At 46.7% G+C, this 20,954-nt stretch carries 19 protein-coding genes; 12 read left to right on the top strand and 7 right to left on the bottom strand.

Features of this window, described 5'->3' with window-relative positions:
* Positions 1–78: 78 nt before the first annotated feature.
* Positions 79–1,020, bottom strand: a complete 942-nt coding sequence (locus tag D2910_RS05635) for a nuclease-related domain-containing protein (protein WP_165850140.1) — start codon at positions 1,018–1,020, stop codon at positions 79–81.
* A gap of 316 nt (positions 1,021–1,336) precedes the next feature.
* The gene (locus tag D2910_RS05630; RefSeq protein ID WP_101802293.1) at positions 1,337–2,617 is read right to left on the bottom strand and encodes an MFS transporter; all 1,281 of its coding nucleotides are present in this window, start codon (positions 2,615–2,617) and stop codon (positions 1,337–1,339) included.
* A gap of 187 nt (positions 2,618–2,804) precedes the next feature.
* On the opposite strand from D2910_RS05630, the gene D2910_RS05625 reads away from it, so the two are divergent.
* Positions 2,805–3,557 carry an exodeoxyribonuclease III gene (locus D2910_RS05625; RefSeq protein WP_117312689.1) on the top strand — a complete coding sequence of 251 codons (753 nt, stop codon included), beginning with the start codon at positions 2,805–2,807 and terminating at the stop codon, positions 3,555–3,557.
* Between the two features lie 40 nt (positions 3,558–3,597).
* Here D2910_RS05625 and D2910_RS05620 read toward each other — a convergent pair whose 3' ends face one another.
* A complete protein-coding gene (locus D2910_RS05620) occupies positions 3,598–4,785 on the bottom strand; it encodes a CDP-glycerol glycerophosphotransferase family protein (protein ID WP_084243894.1) in 1,188 nt (395 codons plus the stop codon).
* A gap of 165 nt (positions 4,786–4,950) precedes the next feature.
* On the opposite strand from D2910_RS05620, the gene D2910_RS05615 reads away from it, so the two are divergent.
* From D2910_RS05615 to D2910_RS16835, 5 genes are all read left to right on the top strand, one after another.
* On the top strand, positions 4,951–6,573 hold the full coding sequence (locus tag D2910_RS05615) for a catalase (protein WP_240633554.1): 1,623 nt from the start codon (positions 4,951–4,953) through the stop codon (positions 6,571–6,573).
* A gap of 91 nt (positions 6,574–6,664) precedes the next feature.
* Positions 6,665–7,162, top strand: a complete 498-nt coding sequence (locus tag D2910_RS05610; RefSeq protein ID WP_276310418.1) for an RNA polymerase sigma factor — start codon at positions 6,665–6,667, stop codon at positions 7,160–7,162.
* Positions 7,163–7,164: 2 nt separating this feature from the next.
* Positions 7,165–8,376: a hypothetical protein gene (locus D2910_RS05605; protein WP_117312687.1), complete on the top strand. Its 1,212-nt coding sequence runs from the start codon at positions 7,165–7,167 to the stop codon at positions 8,374–8,376.
* A gap of 13 nt (positions 8,377–8,389) precedes the next feature.
* Positions 8,390–8,524, top strand: a complete 135-nt coding sequence (locus D2910_RS17085; protein ID WP_276310417.1) for a hypothetical protein — start codon at positions 8,390–8,392, stop codon at positions 8,522–8,524.
* Between the two features lie 61 nt (positions 8,525–8,585).
* Positions 8,586–8,735 (top strand): hypothetical protein, encoded by a 150-nt coding sequence (locus D2910_RS16835; RefSeq protein ID WP_165850139.1) that lies wholly within the window; start codon positions 8,586–8,588, stop codon positions 8,733–8,735.
* 43 nt (positions 8,736–8,778) lie between these two features.
* Here D2910_RS16835 and D2910_RS05600 read toward each other — a convergent pair whose 3' ends face one another.
* From D2910_RS05600 to D2910_RS05585, 4 genes are read right to left on the bottom strand one after another with little or no spacing between them, the layout of a single operon-like run.
* A complete protein-coding gene (locus tag D2910_RS05600; RefSeq protein ID WP_133299071.1) occupies positions 8,779–8,997 on the bottom strand; it encodes a hypothetical protein in 219 nt (72 codons plus the stop codon).
* A 44-nt stretch (positions 8,998–9,041) separates the two neighbouring features.
* Positions 9,042–9,737 (bottom strand): P-II family nitrogen regulator, encoded by a 696-nt coding sequence (locus D2910_RS05595; RefSeq protein ID WP_117312685.1) that lies wholly within the window; start codon positions 9,735–9,737, stop codon positions 9,042–9,044.
* A complete protein-coding gene (locus tag D2910_RS05590; protein WP_117312684.1) occupies positions 9,727–10,464 on the bottom strand; it encodes a DUF1538 domain-containing protein in 738 nt (245 codons plus the stop codon). The genes D2910_RS05595 and D2910_RS05590 overlap by 11 nt, the downstream gene beginning before the upstream one ends.
* On the bottom strand, positions 10,464–11,159 hold the full coding sequence (locus tag D2910_RS05585) for a DUF1538 domain-containing protein (RefSeq protein WP_117312683.1): 696 nt from the start codon (positions 11,157–11,159) through the stop codon (positions 10,464–10,466). Before D2910_RS05585 ends, D2910_RS05590 begins: the two co-directional genes overlap by 1 nt.
* A 128-nt stretch (positions 11,160–11,287) precedes the next feature.
* On the opposite strand from D2910_RS05585, the gene D2910_RS05580 reads away from it, so the two are divergent.
* From D2910_RS05580 to gltB, 6 genes are all read left to right on the top strand, one after another.
* On the top strand, positions 11,288–11,929 hold the full coding sequence (locus D2910_RS05580) for a pentapeptide repeat-containing protein (protein ID WP_117312682.1): 642 nt from the start codon (positions 11,288–11,290) through the stop codon (positions 11,927–11,929).
* A 329-nt stretch (positions 11,930–12,258) separates the two neighbouring features.
* Positions 12,259–12,615 carry a helix-turn-helix domain-containing protein gene (locus tag D2910_RS05575; protein WP_101803187.1) on the top strand — a complete coding sequence of 119 codons (357 nt, stop codon included), beginning with the start codon at positions 12,259–12,261 and terminating at the stop codon, positions 12,613–12,615.
* Between the two features lie 204 nt (positions 12,616–12,819).
* The gene (locus tag D2910_RS05570) at positions 12,820–13,332 is read left to right on the top strand and encodes a hypothetical protein (RefSeq protein ID WP_084243903.1); all 513 of its coding nucleotides are present in this window, start codon (positions 12,820–12,822) and stop codon (positions 13,330–13,332) included.
* A 118-nt stretch (positions 13,333–13,450) separates the two neighbouring features.
* The gene (locus D2910_RS05565; RefSeq protein ID WP_084243904.1) at positions 13,451–14,236 is read left to right on the top strand and encodes an SDR family oxidoreductase; all 786 of its coding nucleotides are present in this window, start codon (positions 13,451–13,453) and stop codon (positions 14,234–14,236) included.
* Between the two features lie 154 nt (positions 14,237–14,390).
* Entirely contained in the window at positions 14,391–16,163 is a 1,773-nt protein-coding gene (recQ, locus tag D2910_RS05560) for a DNA helicase RecQ (protein ID WP_117312681.1), read from the top strand.
* 170 nt (positions 16,164–16,333) lie between these two features.
* Entirely contained in the window at positions 16,334–20,920 is a 4,587-nt protein-coding gene (gene gltB / locus D2910_RS05555) for a glutamate synthase large subunit (protein ID WP_117312680.1), read from the top strand.
* Positions 20,921–20,954: the final 34 nt, after the last annotated feature.

Raw genomic sequence — 20,954 nt, 5'->3', positions numbered from 1 at the left:
AATACGCCCAACTTCGATGGAAATACGCCCAACTTCATCCCAAATACGCCCAACTCCATATAAATGCGACAAAATAACTTACAGTCGGTAACTGGAATCTTTAAATGTTCCATTTTTATTCAAATCCATACCACCTAACAATCGCGTCACTAATCTTCGATCATCCACACACAAAATCTCCCGCCCCAGCCGGTTCGTCATGGGCTCGCCCGTCAGCAGGAACCAATCGCGGATCGTACGAATGTGAGCGTTTTTATCCAAAACGCCGCAGCCTGGGCACACCCAAGTGCCATATCGCCGCACCATGCCGATCCGGTCACATGCGGCACACCAGACGCCGCGGCGCATCGCCTCGATTGGATATCTTGCATCGTCACAGAGTGGCTTCGGAACGAAATGGACCAGCGCCGCAATCATTATGTCCGCGAGCTCCTTCATTTCATCCAGACTGAAAATGGCTTTCTCCACTGGCAGCGTGTAAAGAAACCGGGGCAGCTGGTGTGAAAAAATGATGGGCTGTGACGCCGGTACATTTTCGGCGATTTGTTTGGAATAGGATAAGACCAGTACAGAGCTCGCCGGAAACAAAATCTCCCGCTCTCTCAGCCACTCTTCCAGCAGCCATTCATTGTCAGCCATCTGTTCGAGTGGCGATTTCCGTCCGATGACGGTTCCGTCGTCTTTCATCTGCAGCATCTGGACAGGGTGGCTGTTAAAAAGCATGCGGCCATTCATGTTCTTCACTTCAAAAACAATTACGCCCCACCGGGTAATCATCACTGAATCCATCTGAAATATACGGAACGATTTCAATCTGACATTATGCAGCATCAGATGCGGAAACGTCAGCCGGCTCGCCGCGTAATAATGGTCGAAACGCTCTTCGCCAGCTTGCCCGGCAACTTCCGCGTAATGATCCTTTTCAACTTGTCCGTACTGCGCATGCCGTTTCGGCAAACGCCGCAGCAATACTTCCAACTCTTCTTTGGTTCGCGATCCCTCGCGCTCTTTCCGAATCACCGGCATCCCTCTTTTTTTGGTTTGAATAAAAAATTATAGAACTTTAAAAGTACAGAAGGTTTTAAATGTGTGAATTGTGGCCCAGATTCGAGTGGCCAAGCTCTTCGGGTCATAAGCCACTATAATGCTCCTGATTTTGCATAGCAGCGCTGTTTCGTCGCAAAGAAATATCGGTTTTTACTTTGACCATAGCACTTAACCAGATCCGTGCCCATCCTTTCATTTAAAATAAAAATTTGATCGCCGTATAAGCCTCAAATGTGAAATTTGGACAATAAAAAATACACCGCCCATAACGGGCAGGTGCATTATAAACTTAAGAATCCAAAGCAACTTCATCTACAGAGTCATGCGGTTCCGGTTCCGGCACACGCGACAGGACGATCAATCCGATGATGAACAGGATGACGAGGCTGAATACGCCAAAGCGGGAGTCGCCGGTCAGTTGAGCGGTGACGGCAACCAAGATGGGACCCATAATGGCTGCGAATTTACCGAAGACGTTATAGAAACCGAAGAACTCATTGGAATTCTCTTTCGGCACGAGCTTGCCGAAGTAAGAGCGGCTCAATGCCTGGATGCCGCCTTGACTGGAAGCGACCAGCATCGCGAGAACCCAGAAGTCGCCGATCGTTTCCATGAACATGGCGTAGATACAGACGACGATGTAGACGCAGATGCCGACATACAGCATCTTTTTGCCGGTAAAACGGTCAGCGAGACGGCCGTAAAGAAGTGCGAATGGTGCAGCGACGACCTGTGTTGCGAACAGGACGATCAGCAAGCTGGTCGAAGTAAGGCCAAGATCCGTGCCATACGCTGTCGACATTGCAATGATTGTGCCGACGCCATCGATGTAAAAGAAATAAGCGACTAAAAACAGGACGATGGCGCGGTATTTTCTGATTTCCTTCAAGGTTTTGCCGAGTCGTTTGAAACTTTGCCCGACCGGATTCGGTTCCCGTTTGATGAAATAACGCTGATGCACATTTTTGAACATTGGAATCGAGAAGCAGACCCACCATACAGCTGTGATCAAAAAGGCGACGCGGCTCGCGTTGGTGACGGATAGCGGCAGCACCCCGTTTTGCGCTAATAAAATAATGGCAATTGAAATGATGAATGGGATGGTGGAACCGATGTAGCCGAGACCGTAGCCGAATGAAGAAACGCGGTTCATGCGTTTTTCTGTTGCAACATCCACGATAAAAGCATCATAGAAAAGGTTGGATCCCGTCGCGCCGAGTGCAGCGAATATGTAACAGACCAGCATCAGCAGCCAATTGTCGCTCGGGACAAAAGCCAGCATTGCGGTCGAAAACGTACCCAGCAGGAAGAAAGCGGTGAAAAATTTCTTTTTCATTCCTTCGTAGTCTGCGATTGTCCCAAGAATCGGACCGATCATCGCCAGGATAAATGTGAAGATGGCAATCGTGTAGCCGAGATAGGCGGTGGAATCGGATAAACTGACTCCCGCATCCGTCGCGGCAGCTTTATAATAGAGCGGAAAGACGGCCGTTGTGATGATGATCGAATAGGCTGAGCTTCCCCAATCGTACAGTGCCCAGCTTTTCTCTGTCTTTGTGAACTTTTTCATCTCCTGATTCCCCTTAGTGAATGATAATTTCATTGTACAAGAACTGCACGGGAAAAGAATCACTTTTGAAGATATTTACTGAAATTTTACATAATTCCAGGCAGAAGGGAAATAAAACATCATGATTTGAGCCGTGCCTTCCATTCCGTTACACTGATAAAAGATTGCGAAATGAGGAGAATGGCTTTTGAAAATGATTTCATGGAACGTCAACGGACTGCGCGCTGTCGTGAAAAAGGGCTTTATGGAGTTTTACGAGGCAGCGGATGCAGACATATTCTGCCTGCAGGAGATTAAATTGCAGGAAGGGCAAATTGAAATGGATCTTCCCGGATACCATCTTTTCTGGAATTACGCGGAAAGGAAAGGCTATTCAGGGACGGCTATTTTCACAAAATATGAACCGCTTTCTGTGACGTACGGCATTAACCATGTAAATCACGAAAGTGAAGGACGTGCCATCACTTTGGAATTCGAAGAGTTTTATTTGGTGAATGTCTACACGCCGAACTCCCAGCACGGGTTGATGCGCCTCGATTTCCGCCTTGAATGGGAAGAAGCGGTGCTCGATTATGTGAAGGAACTCGACAGCCGGAAGCCGGTGATCCTTTGCGGCGACTTGAATGTGGCGCATCAGGAAATCGACTTGAAGAACCCGAAGGCAAATCTGAAAAACTCTGGATTCACACCGGAAGAGCGCGGGAAGATGACGGAATTTCTGGCAAGCGGATTCACTGATTCGTTCCGTTATTTCCATCCTGATTTGAGCGGAGCTTATACGTGGTGGTCATACCGTACCAATTGCCGGCCCCGTAACATCGGCTGGCGCATCGATTATTTCATCGTTTCCGACCGTCTGGCGCCGAAAATGAAACAGGCGGAAATCCATAAAGATATTCTCGGCTCCGACCATTGCCCGATTGAACTCCAACTAAAATGAAAAGAGCGTCCGGAGGAAATTCTCCGGACGCTCTTTTCATTTAAATCCCTATAACGTGCTTTGCCAACCGCTCGCAATTGTTCTGATCGAAATAATCGATGTAGAGTGGTGCTTTCGGGTACCACTCGTTCGTCGTGATATTTTCTTCGACGATCTTTTTAAGATATTGATACACTTCTTCGAGCGAATCGGCTTTATAGCCATAAAGATCTGTGTCGAGGCTCAGGTAAGTCCCGCGCCGCGCCATGTATTCCTCTTTATCGAACATATTGAAGATGATGGGTTTATTGAGATAAAGGAAATCCCAGGAGACGCTTGTGATATCGGTGAGGAGCATGTCATTTTCGACAATGGCTTTTTCAATGGAGGCATGGTTGAAATCCTGGAATTCGATGCCGCTCTCCGGATGGTCCAGGCCGGTAAAGTGCTTTTCGAATTTACGCATGAACGGATGCAGCGCGACGCGCATATGCAGATCGTTTTCGGAAATCAGTTTGCGTATGCCTTCGTGGCTAACAAGTCCAAGCGTGTTATTGAAATAATCGCTTTCGACGAATTCCTCTTCAGTCAAATCGAAAAGCCATTCACGCCAAGTCATCATCATTAAAATCTTACGGACTTGCGGCGCAGGCTTATTTGTCTGGAAACGGTCGAAACGCGGAAATCCGGTGACGATCAGTTTATTCTCCGGAATCTTCCATTGATTGAGCTTCAGATCTTTTTCATATTCCGAAGCACAGTTAAAGTAATCCGTCCGCGCCAATAAAGGAACATCTTCTTTTTGGATCAGAATTCTCTTGAACCCTTCGATTCCGTGGCTGACATGGGTGATGATCGTCTTCCGGTTAAGGAACAGGAATTTATCGACGGATGGCGCAATGTCATACATCAGCGAATGGCCATGGAATGAATAATCAGCTTTGAAGAAAAGGCGGTAGTTCCGGAAACTTCCGAGTGGGACAGCGTTGGCGAGCTGCTTGTCATGTGCGTAGGATTTTTTCGGATCATACATCCAGTATGCAGTGACTTTATCCTGATGATTGGCGATCAGGTATTTATGGAAGACGGCCGCATTGTCCTCGTACTTCTCGCCAAGGTTACCACCGACCAAAACTATTTTCTTATCACCTTTGAAGGTGGGGAAGAAAGAAAGTAAATAAGCTGCCGTAACTTTCAAAAAAACTTTCAGGGGATCAAATCTCCCTCTTTCTTTCAACTCGATGCTCATGTTCAGCCCTGCTTTCATATGGTTGTTCTATTCCTAATTTTTTCATATCCTCGGCGCTTTGTCCATCTGCAGGCAAATAATCATTTTTCATTTAGAGTGAGGTTTAATAATTTGGATAATGGGAAGAATAGTAGGTGATACAAGTATGCGAAGGAGGATTCTATTATGAAGGAAAACAATGAAGAGAAACACCGGAAAATGGGAACCGGAGAGAACGAAGAAACTCTGACGACCCGTCAAGGCCATCCGGTTAAAGACAATCAGAATATACGGACTGTCGGAAACCGTGGTCCGGCTACATTGGAAAACTATCATTTCATAGAAAAAATTTCCCACTTCGACCGTGAAGAAATTCCTGAACGCATTGTCCACGCCAGAGGTACAGGAGCTTTCGGTTATTTCGAAACATATGGTACAGTCGGCGACGAGCCGGTGGAAAAATATACAAGAGCTAAAGTATTTTCAGGCAAAGGCAAGCAAACACCGTTGATGGTCCGCTTTTCGACAGTGGCAGGATCGCGCCACTCCCCGGAAACTGACCGCGACCCGCGTGGTTTTGCGGTTAAGATGTATACAGAAGACGGAAACTGGGACTTGGTCGGCAACAACCTGAAAATCTTCTTTATCCGTGATGCGATGAAATTCCCGGATATGATTCATGCCTTTAAAACAGACCCTGCATCAAATATTCCGGATCCGCAGCGCATGTTCGATTTCGTGGCGCGTTCACCTGAAGCGACGCATATGATCACGCTGCTGTTCTCGCCATGGGGCATACCTGCGACTTACCGCCACATGCAAGGTTCCGGCGTCAACACTTATAAATGGGTGAATGACAAAGGCGAAGCAGTTCTTGTTAAATATCATTGGGAGCCGAAACAGGGCATCCGCAATTTGACACAGAAAGAAGCCAGTGAAATCCAGGCTGAAAATGTGGGCCACGCGACACAGGATTTGTATGAAGCCATCGAAAATGGAGATTATCCGGAATGGGAATTATTCGTTCAGATCATGAGCGATGATGAGCATCCGGAGCTCGACTTCGATCCATTGGATGACACGAAACTATGGCCGCAGGATAAATTCCCATTCCTTCCTGTCGGCAAGATGGTATTGAACCGCAACCCGGTCGATCACCATGCTGAAATCGAACAGGCTGCCTTCGGAACAGGCGTCCTTGTCGATGGTCTGGATTTCTCAGATGATAAAATGCTGCAAGGCCGCACGTTCTCTTACTCAGATACGCAGCGTTACCGTTTGGGCGCCAACTACCTGAAGCTTCCGGTCAATGCACCGAAGAAACGTGTAGCGACGAATCAGCAGCGCGGCATGATGGATGTCAAAAATCCGCATGAAAATCCATCGAATCCTTCCATCAACTATGAACCATCCGTACTGGGCGGCTTCAAGGAAGCGGATAAGGAAGGAACACCGGATCATGAACCGGCTTATAATGACCGTCTTATGAAAGCGCCGATTGACCGTACCAATAACTTCGGACAAGCGGGTGAAACATACCGCAGCTTCGAAGACTGGGAACGCGATGAGCTGATCAATAACCTCGGTGATGCCCTTTCTGTCTGCGACCCGCGCATCCAGGATGAAATGATTGAGCACTTCACACAGGCGGATGAAGATTATGGCCGCCGTGTACGTGAGAATCTTGAGGAAAAACTGGAAGCGATGAAACAGATGAAAAATTCTGAACCAAAATTGATGGGGCAGCCTGCTTCCAACAAATTGGCGCAGGGTGCAGCTAAAAAAGGGCACGAGGCTGAAAAATATTAATAAAAGATGAAAGTCCGGCAAGCCGTTTCGACGGTTTGCCGGATTTTTTTTATTTCTCTCAAACACTTTCGCTTGTTCATCCGTTATCTTAATGAGAGAGGCAATAAATGAGAAAGCGGGGAATGGAATGGATACTGAAACGATGTACGAAAACTTGAAAACTGATCTGATCCGTTTCGCCCGTTCCATTTCCCGGCACGAGCAGGAAGCTGATGATCTGATCCAGGACGCTCTCGAAAAATCGCTCAAGGAAAAAGAGCTGGTGAATCTGCCTGACTATAAGCAGCGTGCTTGGTTTTTCCGGGTGATGAAAAATCGGCTGATTGATGATCGGCGGAAAGACCAGCGCATTTCAGAGTGGGAAGAAGAAATGGATTTTCCGGAACAGGCATTGGCGGTCAACCGGCTGGAGATGACTGAATTGCTGTCGCACCTTACTCCGGAAATGGGCGATCTTGTATTCAAGCGTTATTGGCTGGGGATGACCAGCAAAGAAATTGGGGACCAGCTTCAAGTCCCGGCAGCGACCATCAGGTACAAGCTGCATTTTGCGATTAAAAAATTAAGAGACATATTTGAGGAGGAATAAGGATGAAACAGACAGTCGGCAATGTAGGCGTATTGAATTTATTGAATGCAACAGAACAAAGTGTCCAGGCTTATGAAAAGATCGGAAACGTTGGCCTGGTGCTTTACAGAAGCGGCCAATCGCATCTTTTGGCGGCGCTGAATGTCGGCAATATCGGAAAGACAATCGAAGTGCCGGACGACTTCAATTACTACAATGGTACGCTTGAAATCAATAAGGACTACCTCGATTCAATCGATCAGCCGATGAAGATGGTGCTGAACGGCATGCTGATCATCGCGCACGACGTTCAACCGGACCAGTTGAAGAAAGGGCTGCTCGACATTATTGTAAATGGTGAAATCTATACACCGTCTAAATTAGCTGGACAAGTGAACCAGCAATTTTCACAGGGCAGCCGTACGATAGAAGTTTATGAAGGCGCGCCGCCGCGGCTTGAAAACGGCAGCATCACCTTAAGCAATGCTTTTCTGGAAGCGGCGGATGAGCCGGTGCATCTGGTAGTCAACGGCATGCTGACCATCCCGACGGATATTGATGCAGCTTTATTCGAATCAAAGATCAAGAAAATCGCAGTCAACGGCCTGGTGTCCGTGCATGAAGAGCAGGAAGCGCTGCTGCACCGGAAGATGGATACGGCTCCAAATGGCGTCATCGAAGTGATTCCGGCGGGCTACCGAATCTTGAAGAAAGCGCTGCGCATTAATTCGCGTTCGATCAAGAGCTTCCGCAATGAAAAATTGATGACGAAAAAACCGATTATTTTCGAGGCGGATGTTCCGAGAGCGGCGCTTGAAAATTCAATCGACCGCATCGACTCGAAATCGTTCATCATCTGCAGCGAAGAGATTGAAGATCTTTTGTACGAAAAATTGGAACGGCTGGAAACGGAAGTGCTGTCGTACAGCAATCGTTTCATCTTGATTGAAGGCGAAGAACACTGGTCAAACAGCCAGTTTGAATCTCTGCAGGAGCCAGTAAACCTGGTAGTCGATGGCATTCTGATAATCGATGAAGATGTAGCTGCCGATACACTCTCGACAAAATTGGAAACAATGGATATTTTCGGGGAGGTGCAGGCGGCCACAGCCGAAACCAAAGGGGTATTGCAAGGGAAAGTCCGGGCCAATGCGGGACGGATTTCACTGAAGCAAGAGAAACAGGAGGAGAGCAAACCGCAGGAGTCCAATAATATCGGAGAACTGTCACTGTAGGAGGGAAGTCGGGATGAGCTATGAAGAAGAAGGCGCAGCAACTGTGGAAACCTGGAATATCAAACCGCATGAAAGTTTATGTGGTCGTGAATATACAAATCAAGCAATAAAAAATAACACAGGATTTCGCTGCCGGCGATTCTGGTGACCGAAATACGGCCACAATTTTCGAACGGCGCTGCGGGTCCCGATAATGAGGAGGAAAACTGATGTTTCAAACAGATGAAATGGCAGTTAGACAAAGAATGGAAGACATTCGCTCGGAAGTGGAAGCGTCCCGTACGAAAAGCCGCCGGAAAGACGTGAAGCCGGATCGCAATCCCATCTGGATTGTCCTGATCACTTTGTTCAAAAAATAATAAGGAAAGCGCCGCAAGGAAGATTGCGGCGCTTTTTCTTTTGTCACCGCTTCCGCTTTTCCATGTCCAGACTCCAACGGCCAACTCCTCGAGTCGTAAGCCACTTTGGCTGCATGGCTGGAATGACGCCATTTCGCCAAATCGTCTTACGCTTGTCGGAGCTGAGCGGCCGTTTCCGCTTTTCCATGTCCAGACTCCAGTGCCCAGCCCCTCGAGTCGCTTCAGCCTTGCCGACAATGGCAAAGAACGCCATTACCGTCAAGGCTTCCAGCGCTTGTCGGGGCTACATGGGCACTTCCGCTTTTCTCACTTAAAATCCAACGACGAGTGATTTACGCCGAATACATTCTCTACATCGATCAGAAAGGCGATGCCGCGTCCAGGGGCGTTCAGGTCGACTGCCTGCTCGATGCTGGTGACCACTTTATCTGTATAGCTGGCTGGGACCAAGGTCAATATGACATCTTTTTCAGGGTCGATCGTAAAATTCATAAAAGTCTGGCGTTCATTTACACCGGTGCCGCGGCCGTTTAAAATTGTGCCGCCTTCAGCACCAGCATCCGCTGCCGCCTTGATGACTTTCTGGGAATCACCAGTATTGACGATGGTCACAATCAGTTGAAATTCATGCAGTGCGCTGTCCATGATTTTCTCCCCTTTCTTTTTTCTGCGGTCATCAGGCCGTTTCGTCAAATGGGGAACACCGAGAAGTTTGCTCAAGTGAACCGTGAATCCCAGCCCATAACCTGATTTCCCCAACTTGCCTTCACGGCTTACAGCTTCAGCGACAGGTGCTTCAATTTCTCCATCGACAGCGATGAAGATTACATCTTTTTCATGAGTAACGGGCAGTCCAAGGAAAGTCGGCTTTTCATTTCTTCCGATTCCTTCTCCGTAAACAATGGTGGCTCCGTCTGCCCCGGCTTTTTTCGCTTCGGCAATGACCGGCCGCGAATAACCTCTTTTGACAATCGCAATCATCAGTTTATGGTTAAGATTCATCGGTTCTGTTCCCGCCTTTCCTATTGAAAATAAGCCCCAGAATAAGCACAGAGATGATCGGGGTCAATGCCACAAGCGCAATCAACCCGAATCCATCTGCGAGCGGATCCCGTCCGGCTGTTACAGATGCGACTCCGACGGCCAGGGAAGATATGAACGTGACGGTCATTGGACCGGTGGCCACCCCACCTGAGTCAAAGGCGATGGCAATAAAAATATCGCGTGACAAGAAAATTAAAACAACTACAATCAGATAGCCCGGTATTAAAAAATACCACAGTGAAATTCCGGTCAGTATCCGCAGCATCGATAAAGCGATAGAAAAACCGACTCCGACAGATAATGTGTAAAGCATTAACCGGGCAGAAATATAACCGCCGGTAACTTCATCGACTTCATCATTCATGATGCTGACGGCCGGTTCGGCGAAAGTGGCGGCAAAGCCGAGGATAAAACCGATGGGGATAAGAAACCATTTCGTATTTCCTTCACCAAGAGACTGGCCCATCAACTCACCGACGGGCATGAAGCCTACATGGACGCCTTGCAGAAAAAATGAAAGGCCGAGAAAAGTCAGTATAAAGCCGATGCCGACCTGCTGAAGTCTTTTGAATGGCAATTTCAGCATGAAAATCTGAAAGATTCCGAAGAAAATAAGCAACGGTACCAGAGCAACCGCCACTTCCTTGAGGACACTCCCGAATCCTTCGAAAACATGGATTTCCATCAGAAAATCACCCCCAGAATCATGACTGCCAGTATCGGGCCGATCGAAGCGAGACCGATCAATCCGAATCCTTCTGTTCCATCTTTGGAATCACGCGGCCTCAGAGAAGATGCAACGCCGATCCCCAGCGCAAGAATGAATGGCACAGCCATCGGTCCGGTGGTGACTCCTCCGGAATCAAAAGAAATCGGTACAAAAGCTTCCGGCACAAAGAAAGATAAGAGAAAGACAGCGGCATATCCGGCAAGCAGCACAAAATGCAAGGGGATGTTAAAGAGTGTCCGAACCATTGCCAAAGCGACGAAAATAGCTAAACCCAGTGAAACGGAAAGAATCAGGACAGTCGCGCTTATTGCGCCATCAGACACATTATCGATTTGAGTTGCGAGCACCCGAAGGTCCGGTTCCGCAATCGTTACGACAATGCCAAGCAACAGACCAGTGCCGATGATGAGCCAAGCATTCTTTGTTCTTGGCAAACGTTTGCCGATCAACTCACCAATGGGAAGAAGACCCGCATTCACTCCCAATAAAAACAGGAAAAAGCCGATGCTGACAAAGAAAACACCAACGAGAAATTGAAGCAGGGCCTCCGCTGGCAGACGGATAATTGCAATCTGTAAAAAGATGACTACAATGGTAACAGGCATAATGGCAGCAACAACTTCTTTGAAGGTGTTCTTTACATTATCCATCCTGTCTCTCCTTTTCCACTTTTTCCTGCTATTCCCTATGTAATTTTGCTGTAAACTTAACAAAAATAAGGGTTATTTACAATAAGGGTCAAAAGTGAAAAGGGGAACCAAAAAGTAGGAGGTATAAAATGGGCAAAATGAAAAGAGCTGAACCCAAGCTTCCGGCAGAACTGCCTGAGAGTCTGTTTGAAGAAGCGATGGACGATCATTACATAACAAATTGCCGCATCTCGCAGGAAACAATTGATTTCGCAGCAGAACGTGCATTGCACATCGATACAGTCGTATTCGAGAATGTGAATTTTGTCGATATTGCCTGGCCGAGAAGCGAATTTGTGGATGTGGTATTCATCAATTGCGACCTTTCCAATGCTGACTTCAGCCGGTGCGTATTTCATCGCACCGAATTCCGGAATTCGAAACTGATGGGCACGAATTTTGCAGAAGCAGGCGTCCGTCATACGCTATTTAGTGAGTGCGTCCTCAATTATGCAGCTTTCGGTTTTTCGCTTTGCACTTTTTCGAAATTCGACACTTCCTCAATGCGCCAGGCAGACTTCTACGAAGCCGAATTAAAAAATACCGAATTCACCTCTTGTGACATGAATGAAATCAATTTTGCAGAAACAGACCTGAAAGGTGTCGACCTCAGCAGCAACCGGTTTGAAAATATACAGGTTACAATCGAAAAGTTGGCGGGATGCACAGTTTCGCCTAATCAGGCGCTGGCGTTTGCGCGTCAGTTTGGTATGCAAATAAAAGACGATTAATTAAAGGTGTTCAGTATGCAGCAGCGAAAGCTGCTTTTTTTTATGTTTTATTATGGATATATTAAACATTTATTAATTTAATCTATAAATATCACTTAAATGATATTTTTTATTAATATAATTATTTTGTGGACAGTATTAACTATGAAAAAAATAGTAATTAAACCCTTTGGCGTGGTTATAAGGATTCAAAGATCGAGTATTTTTTAGAAAGTTCACACAATATTCAAAAACATCTAAAAATATTATACAAAGATATTGTAAATATCATTAATGTACAGTATATTTTAAATAGTTAGAATTTTAACAAAGAAGGAGCGTTATTTAAAATGGAAGATTTAAGCAAAAAGATAAAAAGATTGCGTGAAGAAAAAGGGGTATCACCAGAAAAATTGGCAGATGATATTGGATTTGCCAAGAGTACTGTCTGGGCATATGAAAGCGGTAAGAAACAGATTTCTGTGAGCCATCTGGCGCGACTGGCGGATTATTTCGAAGTGTCAGTGGACAATTTACTCGACCGTGAAGAACGGAGAATCGATCTGGATTTACAGAATTTAACGAGTTTTGCAGATTATAATCTGCTGCTGGATGATAAACCATTGAATCACGATGAAATAGCGGAAGCGGCATCCTACATTAAAGTGAAACGGCGCATGGGAAGCTTTGGTATGGCAACTTCATAACTGGCGGCTTTTTTAACGGCTACTCATTCCGATGTCAGGAATGGGTTTTTTTATTGCCTTGTATGCTGTACCGTGCTGTAATGCTGTCAGAATCGTTTTATTCTGTGATAAAGTCAAAATAGGATATAAGCATTCAAATGAGCGGCTTATTGCTCGGGTGCTTAGAGGAATCAGCTAATTTTTTGAAAAGCAGGCGATTAATCCATGGAGCGTTATACTTTATATCAAACATACAGGCTTGGCATCCTCATAGATTTTTTTAAAACCAAGGAATTGATAGCAGAGCTGGACGAATTCATTGAAGAAACCCCGACTGAAGATATTCCCCATGTATTTTATGTCTTGTCGCTTGCAAGTGACAGACGCACGATGATCCAGCTCCTGACCGATCTGTCGCAAGGAGTGGATGATGAGCTCCCCGCCAGTATTATCGTGGGCTTATTATATAGAGATCAGGAACAATATACGACGGAGGAACTTTACCGGAAAACGTCTTTGCTCGCTTCATTGCTCAAAGACCCTGATGGTGATGTAGCCTGGGAATTTCGAACATTGAATGAAGCCAATGAAGAAGCACAATTGGCTTATGGCATGCGGTTCAAGCGGAAGAAGACCAGGGAACGCATGCTGGCGAAAAATGAAAAGGCTTTGCGGGATGCCCTGGCGAAATACGCGAAATATGCGGCTGAATTTGATAATAAAAACTGGGGGAAATGATCTTCACCCAGCGGTCCGGCAAGATGCTTCTACAGCATTCAGCCGGATTTATTTGTTTAACCCGATTTCTGAGGGGAAGATATCCATTAGGAAAAGAAAAACTCAGGAGGGATTTTGCATGCCGAAAACGATATTTATTACAGGAGCAGGAAGCGGACTGGCTAAAGGGACTGCGCTTGGACTGGCAAAGAAAGGCTACCGTGTTATCGCACCTGTTGAAACTGCACCGCAAGTAACTTCATTGATGGAAGCGGCCGAAGCTGAAAATGTGAAATTGGAAATCTTTAAAATGGATATAAAAAATCCACAAGATCTGGCCCAGATGCACGACTACGATTTTGATATCTTCGTGGCGAATGCAGCTGTAAACGAAGGAGGACCACTTGGAGAGGTGCCGATGATGAACTTCAGGGAACTTTTTGAAGTCAACGTTTTCAGTACACTTGAAACCGCTCAGATTGCTGCGCGGAAATTTGTTGAAAAAGGAAAAGGGAAAATCATTTTCATGTCTTCGATGGCCGGCATCATGTCGACGCCGTATGTGGGTCCGTATACCGCAACCAAACATACCATTGAAGCAATAGCCAAAACGATGCGGAAAGAACTGGAAGAGTTTGGCGTGCAAGTGGCGACGATCAATCCAGGTGCTTTTGATACTGGCTTTAATGACCGCAGTGCGGAAGCGAAATGGAAATGGTACGATGAAAAGATTCATTTCACGAAAAAAGAAGATATGGAAGAAGCCGATCAGGCACTTGAAGATCAGTATGATGCGGAAGATATGATCGCCAAGATGGTGGAAGTGATTCCGCAGGACAACCATAAATTCCGTACTGTCTATCCGCAGGAAACCGAGAAGCAGATGAAAGAAGAAGAAGCTAAACATTGGGATCTTGAAATCTGATGGACTGAACTGCCGGGAATTTAATCAATTGCATGAAATTTCAACAAGCGCCGGAGGCTTTTGCCTTCGGCGTTTTTATGGATGCGGGACAGGAAAAAACGGCAGAAATATGGTAAGCTATGCAGTACGAATCGAGTTATAGGAGTGTTAACTATTGTTGGAAAAAGCAAGAGAATTACTGCAGACTTATTTTGGCTATGAAACATTCCGTACCGGGCAGGAACAGGCAATATCCCAAGTTTTTGAAGGCTCGAATTCGATTTGCGTCATGCCGACAGGCGGCGGTAAATCGATGTGCTATCAAATTCCTGCTATGGTCATGGAAGGAACGACCATCGTAGTTTCGCCATTGATTTCATTGATGAAAGACCAAGTGGATGCACTGCTGGCAGCTGGAATCCCGGCTGCTTATATAAATAGTTCGATGGATTTTGATGAAGTACGGGAAACACTTTATGATGTGCAGCGCGGAGTTGTGAAATTATTGTATATTGCACCGGAACGCCTGGACAACGAAATGTTCCTGAATGAATTACAGGGAGTTCATGTGCCGCTGATAGCAGTGGACGAAGCCCATTGTATTTCACAATGGGGACATGATTTTCGGCCGAGCTATCGGCTGATCAGCCGGATGATGGAGCTGTTTCCGAACAACCCGACAGTTTTGGCGCTGACTGCGACCGCAACACCTCAAGTGCGTGAAGATATTTGCCGTATTCTGAATATAGAAGAACGCCATACCATCATGACAGGCTTTGAACGAGCGAATCTGACATTTTCAGTAATCCGCGGGCAGGACAGGGAGCGCTTCCTGAAGGAATATGTCCAGAAAAATGATAAAGAAGCGGGGATCATATACGCCGCAACCCGTAAAACGGTGGATTCTGTCTATGAAATGCTGCTGAAAAAAGGCATCAAAGCCGCAAAATATCATGCAGGCATGCCGGATGATCAAAGAAGGGCCGGCCAGGAGCAATTCCTTAACGATGAAGTGACGGTCATGGTGGCCACCAATGCCTTTGGTATGGGCATCGATAAAAGCAATATCAGGTACGTTGTGCATTACCAGCTGCCGAAGAATATGGAAAGCTATTACCAGGAAGCGGGACGGGCAGGCCGTGACGGACTGCCAAGTGAGTGTATTGTTCTCTATGCATCACAGGATGTTCAAACACAGCGTTTCCTGATCGACCAGGCACAGGATCCGAGCCGGATTCCGGGGGAACTGGTCAAACTTCAGGGCATGGTCGATTATTGCCATACCGAAAATTGCCTTCAGCAATTCATCATTCATTATTTTGGCGACACTGCGGCCGGACACTGCGGCCATTGCGGAAATTGCATCGATGACCGCGAAAGCCTCGATGTTACAAAAGATGTTCAGATGGTGCTGTCGTGCGTCATCCGCATGGGCCAAAAATTCGGTAAGATGATGACTGCACAGGTACTGACAGGCTCGCGCAATAAAAAAATACTGGATTTTGGCTTTGATAAACTATCGACCTATGGAATCCTGAAGCATCACAGCGCCAAGGAAGTTTCCAATTTGATCGAATTCATGATTTCGCAGGAGTTGCTTGCGGTTGAACAGGGTTCATTCCCGACCATCTATGTCCCTGATGGCGGCAGAGATGTACTGCTCGGCAAACGGCAGGTTTTGCGCAAAGGAGCCGTCGTGACGAAGCAGATTTCCGAAAACGACCCTCTTTTCGAAGAACTGCGTAAGATCCGTAAAGAGCTGGCAGACCAAGGCGGCGTCCCGCCATTTGTCATTTTCTCAGATAAATCCTTGCAGGATATGTGCGCCAGACGGCCGAAAACGGCTGAAGAATTTCTTGAAGTCAATGGAGTCGGCGCCAATAAACTCGAAAAATATGGGGAAGCTTTTTTATCCGCCATCCGGGACTTCGAACCCGTTAATAATTGAACGCTTCTGTCTTCGGACAGAAGTGTTTTTTTATTGTTTTTATCATATTAATGAAAGCGCTTGCAGTATTTTTAGACTATTAAAATTTGTTGTAATTTTATATTTATTCAGTTTTTATGATATACTATCCTAATATTATGACACTTCACTGTGTTAGAGGGGGAAACATTATGATAAAAAGAGAGTACCCGAATGCCCAGGGACTTTATAACCCAGATCAGGAGCATGAAGCTTGCGGCATTGGAATGATTGCGAATATAAATGGTGAAAAATCTCACTCGATTGTTCAGAATGCTGTCAATATCCTTTGCAACCTCGAACATAGAGGTGGCCAGTCGTCTGATACGAGTACAGGTGATGGAGCAGGAATTCTTACACAGATTCCCCACCGCTTTTTCCAGAAGCAATGTGAAAAAGAGGGCATTACCCTTCCGGCTGAAGGCAAATATGGCATCGGCATGATTTTTATGCCGCAGGATTACGATATCCGTATGAAATCGAAAGAAATCATTCAGCGGATCATCGAAGAAGAAGGGCAGCAATGTCTCGGTTGGCGGCCGGTTCCAGTCAATGATTCATTTGTCGGTAAAGTAGCAACAAAAACAAAACCGGTCATCAGGCAGGTTTTTATCGAAGCGGCTGACAATCTCGAAGGGCGGATGGACCTTGAAAGAAGGCTTTACATCATCCGTAAGAGAATTGAACAGGAAATGGGTTCTGATCCTGATTTCAGGGATGTCTACTTCAGCAGTCTATCGGCAGGGACAATCGTTTACAAAGGGATGCTAATACCCGAACAATTGGATTCTTTTTACATCGACCTCAACCACCCCGAATTCAAATCGGCGTTGGCATTAGTCCACTCACGTTTCAGCACCAATACATTTCCCAGCTGGCAAAGATCCCACCCGAACCGTTATTCCATACATAATGGTGAATTCAATACATTGCGAGGCAACGTCAATTGGATGCGCGCGCGCCAAGCCTTGTGCAGTTCACCATATTTTAATGATGAAGACTTGAAGAAAGTGCTGCCGGTCATCGATGAGAGCGGAAGTGATTCCTCGATGTTCGACAATTGCTTTGAATTTCTTCATTTATCAGGACGGTCGCTTGCCCATACGGCAATGATGATGGTGCCGGAACCATGGGTTAATGATCCGACCATCAAAAAAGAGAAAAGGGATTTCTATGAATTCCACAGTACCTTGATGGAACCATGGGACGGCCCTGCAGCACTGGTATTCACTGATGGCAATCAAATTGCCGCTTGCCTGGACCGCAACGGCCTTCGTCCGGCACGTTATTATGTGACCAAAAGCGGCATGATCGTTCTGGGGTCTGAAGTTGGCGCTTTGGACATTTTTTCAGACGATATCATCTATAAAGACCGTTTACGCCCGGGTAAAATGCTGCTGGTTGATTTGGATGAAGGAAAAATCATCCCGGATGAAGAGATCAAACTGCAGATTGCAGCTGAACTGCCTTATAAAGACTGGGTAGAACATAATATGTTCGATTTGGAAGATATACCGGATCCTGAAGTTCAAGAGAACTATGACGTTACGGAATCGTTGGTCAAACAGCAATTGGCATTCGGCTATACCATGGAAGAAGTCCAAAAAATCATTAAACCACTTGCGACTGAGGGCAAAGATCCGGTCGGTTCCATGGGTTATGATTCACCGTTGGCCGTACTGTCCAAGAAACCTCAACTTCTTTACAATTACTTCAAACAATTATTCGCTCAAGTCACAAATCCGCCGATTGACGCGATTCGTGAACAAATCATTACTGCAGCCCGGACGACAATCGGAGCGGAAGGCAATTTGGTGGAACCGACTCCGGCAAGCAGCCGGCATATACGGCTCGAAACACCGCTGCTTACAAATCAGCAATTACAAAAATTGAAATTCAATCCTTTAAGTGAATTTAAAGCAGTGACGCTGTCAATTTTATTCCCTGTTTCCGGCGGAGCCGAAGCGATGGAAAAACGGCTTGAAGCCTTATTTAAGGAAGCGGATGCAGCTTTTAAAGATGGTGCTGTCTTATTAATTCTGTCAGATAGAGGAGCCAATAAAGAATATGCCGCGATACCTGCCTTACTTGCAGTTTCCGGTTTGCATCATCATTTGATTCGTGAAGGAATCCGAACGAAAATGAGTATTTTGCTTGAATCGGCAGAACCAAGAGAAGTTCATCATTTTGCGGTGCTTCTTGGATATGGCGCTGAAGGCATCAACCCTTATTTGGCATTTGACACCATCCGTCATTTGATTGAAACGGAAGATATTCAAGACAGGGATTATCTCCAGGCTGAAAGCGATTATATAAAAGCTGTTACTGACGGGATCATCAAAGTGCTGTCGAAAATGGGGATTTCCACAATTCAAAGTTACCGGGGAGCCCAGATTTTCGAAGCTGTCGGCATTCGCCTTGATGTCATCGACAAATATTTTACGCGGACATCATCAAGGCTGGGAGGCATCGGTCTTGATATGATCGGGACTGAAGTGCTCATGCGGCATGCAAGAGCTTACCCCGAACAGGCAGGCAGCGATGGTGAACTGGAATCCGGCGATGAATTCCAATACCGCGAGAATGGCGAAGATCATCAATACAATCCGAAAACGATCCACACGTTGCAGCTGGCCTGCAGAACCAATGATTTTAACGTTTTTAAAAAATACTCAGCGCTTCTGACGGATGAAAAATCGAATCTCCAATCGTTGCGCGGACTGCTGAAGTTCAAGGACCGGGCACCTGTGCCGCTTGAAGAAGTGGAAACTGTTGAAGAAATTTGTGCGCGTTTCAAAACCGGCGCGATGTCTTATGGCTCAATCAGCAAAGAAGCACACGAAGCGCTTGCTGTTGCCATGAATAAAGTCGGAGGACGCAGCAATTCCGGGGAAGGTGGAGAAGAAATTTCCCGTTTCATTCCGGATGAAGACGGCACAAACCGCAGAAGCGCAATCAAGCAAGTGGCTTCCGGCCGATTTGGCGTTACAAGCCATTATCTGGTGAATGCGGACGAAATCCAGATTAAAGTGGCGCAAGGCGCAAAACCGGGGGAAGGCGGCCACTTGCCGGGCAAGAAAGTGTACCCGTGGATTGCGGAGGTCCGTGGTTCGACGACTGGCGTGGAACTGATTTCTCCGCCCCCGCACCACGATATTTATTCCATCGAAGATTTGGCGGAATTGATCTTTAACCTGAAAAATGCCAATCCTTATGCACGCATCAGCGTAAAACTGGTTTCGGCAGTGGGAGTTGGAACGATAGCGGCCGGGGTTGCAAAAGGGCGCGCGGATCTGGTGCTGATCAGCGGATACGACGGCGGCACGGGAGCAGCTCCGAAAACGAGTTTGAAACACACTGGCCTGCCGTGGGAGATCGGACTGGCGGAAACGCACCAGACTCTTCTATTGAACGGATTGCGTGACCGAATTGTCGTGGAAACGGACGGCAAAATGATGACAGGACGTGACGTTGTGATGGCGGCTCTCCTGGGAGCCGAGGAATATGGCTTTTCAACAGCGCCACTTGTCGTGCTTGGCTGCGTCATGATGCGCGTCTGCCATATGGATACGTGCCCTGTCGGTATTGCAACTCAAAATCCGGAGCTCCGGAAAAAATATGGCGGAGACCCGGAACATGTCGTCAACTTCATGCGCTTTATCGCTCAGGAGGCACGCGAATTAATGGCTCAGCTCGGATTCCGCTCAATCAATGAAATGATCGGCAGAACGGACGTTTTGGAAGTGAATGAAGCCATCGACCATTGGAAAGCAAAAGGCGTCGATTTCTCTGCGCTGCTTTACCAGCCGGATCTTCCGGACAAAGTCGGGCGATACGCTACGGTCAAACAAGATCACGGACTGAACCAAACCTTGGATTACCAAGAACTTCTGCCGCGCTGTGGCAATGCGATAGAAACGGGTGAGCCGGTTGAAGTGACGACAGCCATCCGCAATATCCATCGTGCCACAGGAACGATCATCGGCAGTGCGGTTTCGAGACGCTACGGCGCTGAAGGGCTGCCTGAAGATACGATCAACTTGAATTTCCAGGGCTCAGCCGGCCAAAGTTTCGGTGCATTCATTCCCCGCGGGATGACAATGACATTAATCGGAGATTCAAATGATTTCGTTGGAAAGGGCTTGTCAGGCGGGAAGATCATTGTAAAACCGGCAGCCGACTCTACTTTTATTCCTGAAAAAAATATCATTATCGGAAATGTATCTTTCTACGGCGCATCCGCTGGAGAAGCTTATATCCACGGAATAGCGGGAGAGCGTTTTGCTGTCCGAAACAGCGGTGCTGATATTGTAGTTGAAGGCGTCGGCGACCATGGCTGTGAATATATGACCGGCGGCCGAGTAGTTATCCTTGGCAAGACGGGCAAAAACTTTGCGGCTGGAATGTCCGGGGGCATCGCCTATGTGCTGGATGAAGGAGAACGTTTCAGCCAGCATTGCAATACGGATATGGTCTACCTGCAGCCTTTAGCGGAGCCGCAGGAAATTGAAGAACTGCGTGAAATGATCGACAGACATTTCCGCTATACGGGAAGTTTGAATGCTAAACGGATTTTGAAGCATTGGGAAATATTCTCGGCAAAATTCATCCGTGTCATTCCAAAAGCTTATTTGCAGATCAATGAACGCATCAGCAAACTGCAGAACAGCGGCATGACAAAATTTGATGCCGAAATGGCAGCTTTTGAAGAAAGCAAGATGTCCGAAAGCATAAAATAGAAAATTTCTTTTAATAGAATTAATCAGGGAGGGA

Source organism: Planomicrobium okeanokoites (assembly GCF_003428875.1).
Lineage (GTDB): Bacteria > Bacillota > Bacilli > Bacillales_A > Planococcaceae > Planococcus > Planococcus okeanokoites.
Note: the sequence above shows the minus strand (reverse complement) of the source record. Positions and strands in the feature narration are given on the sequence as shown.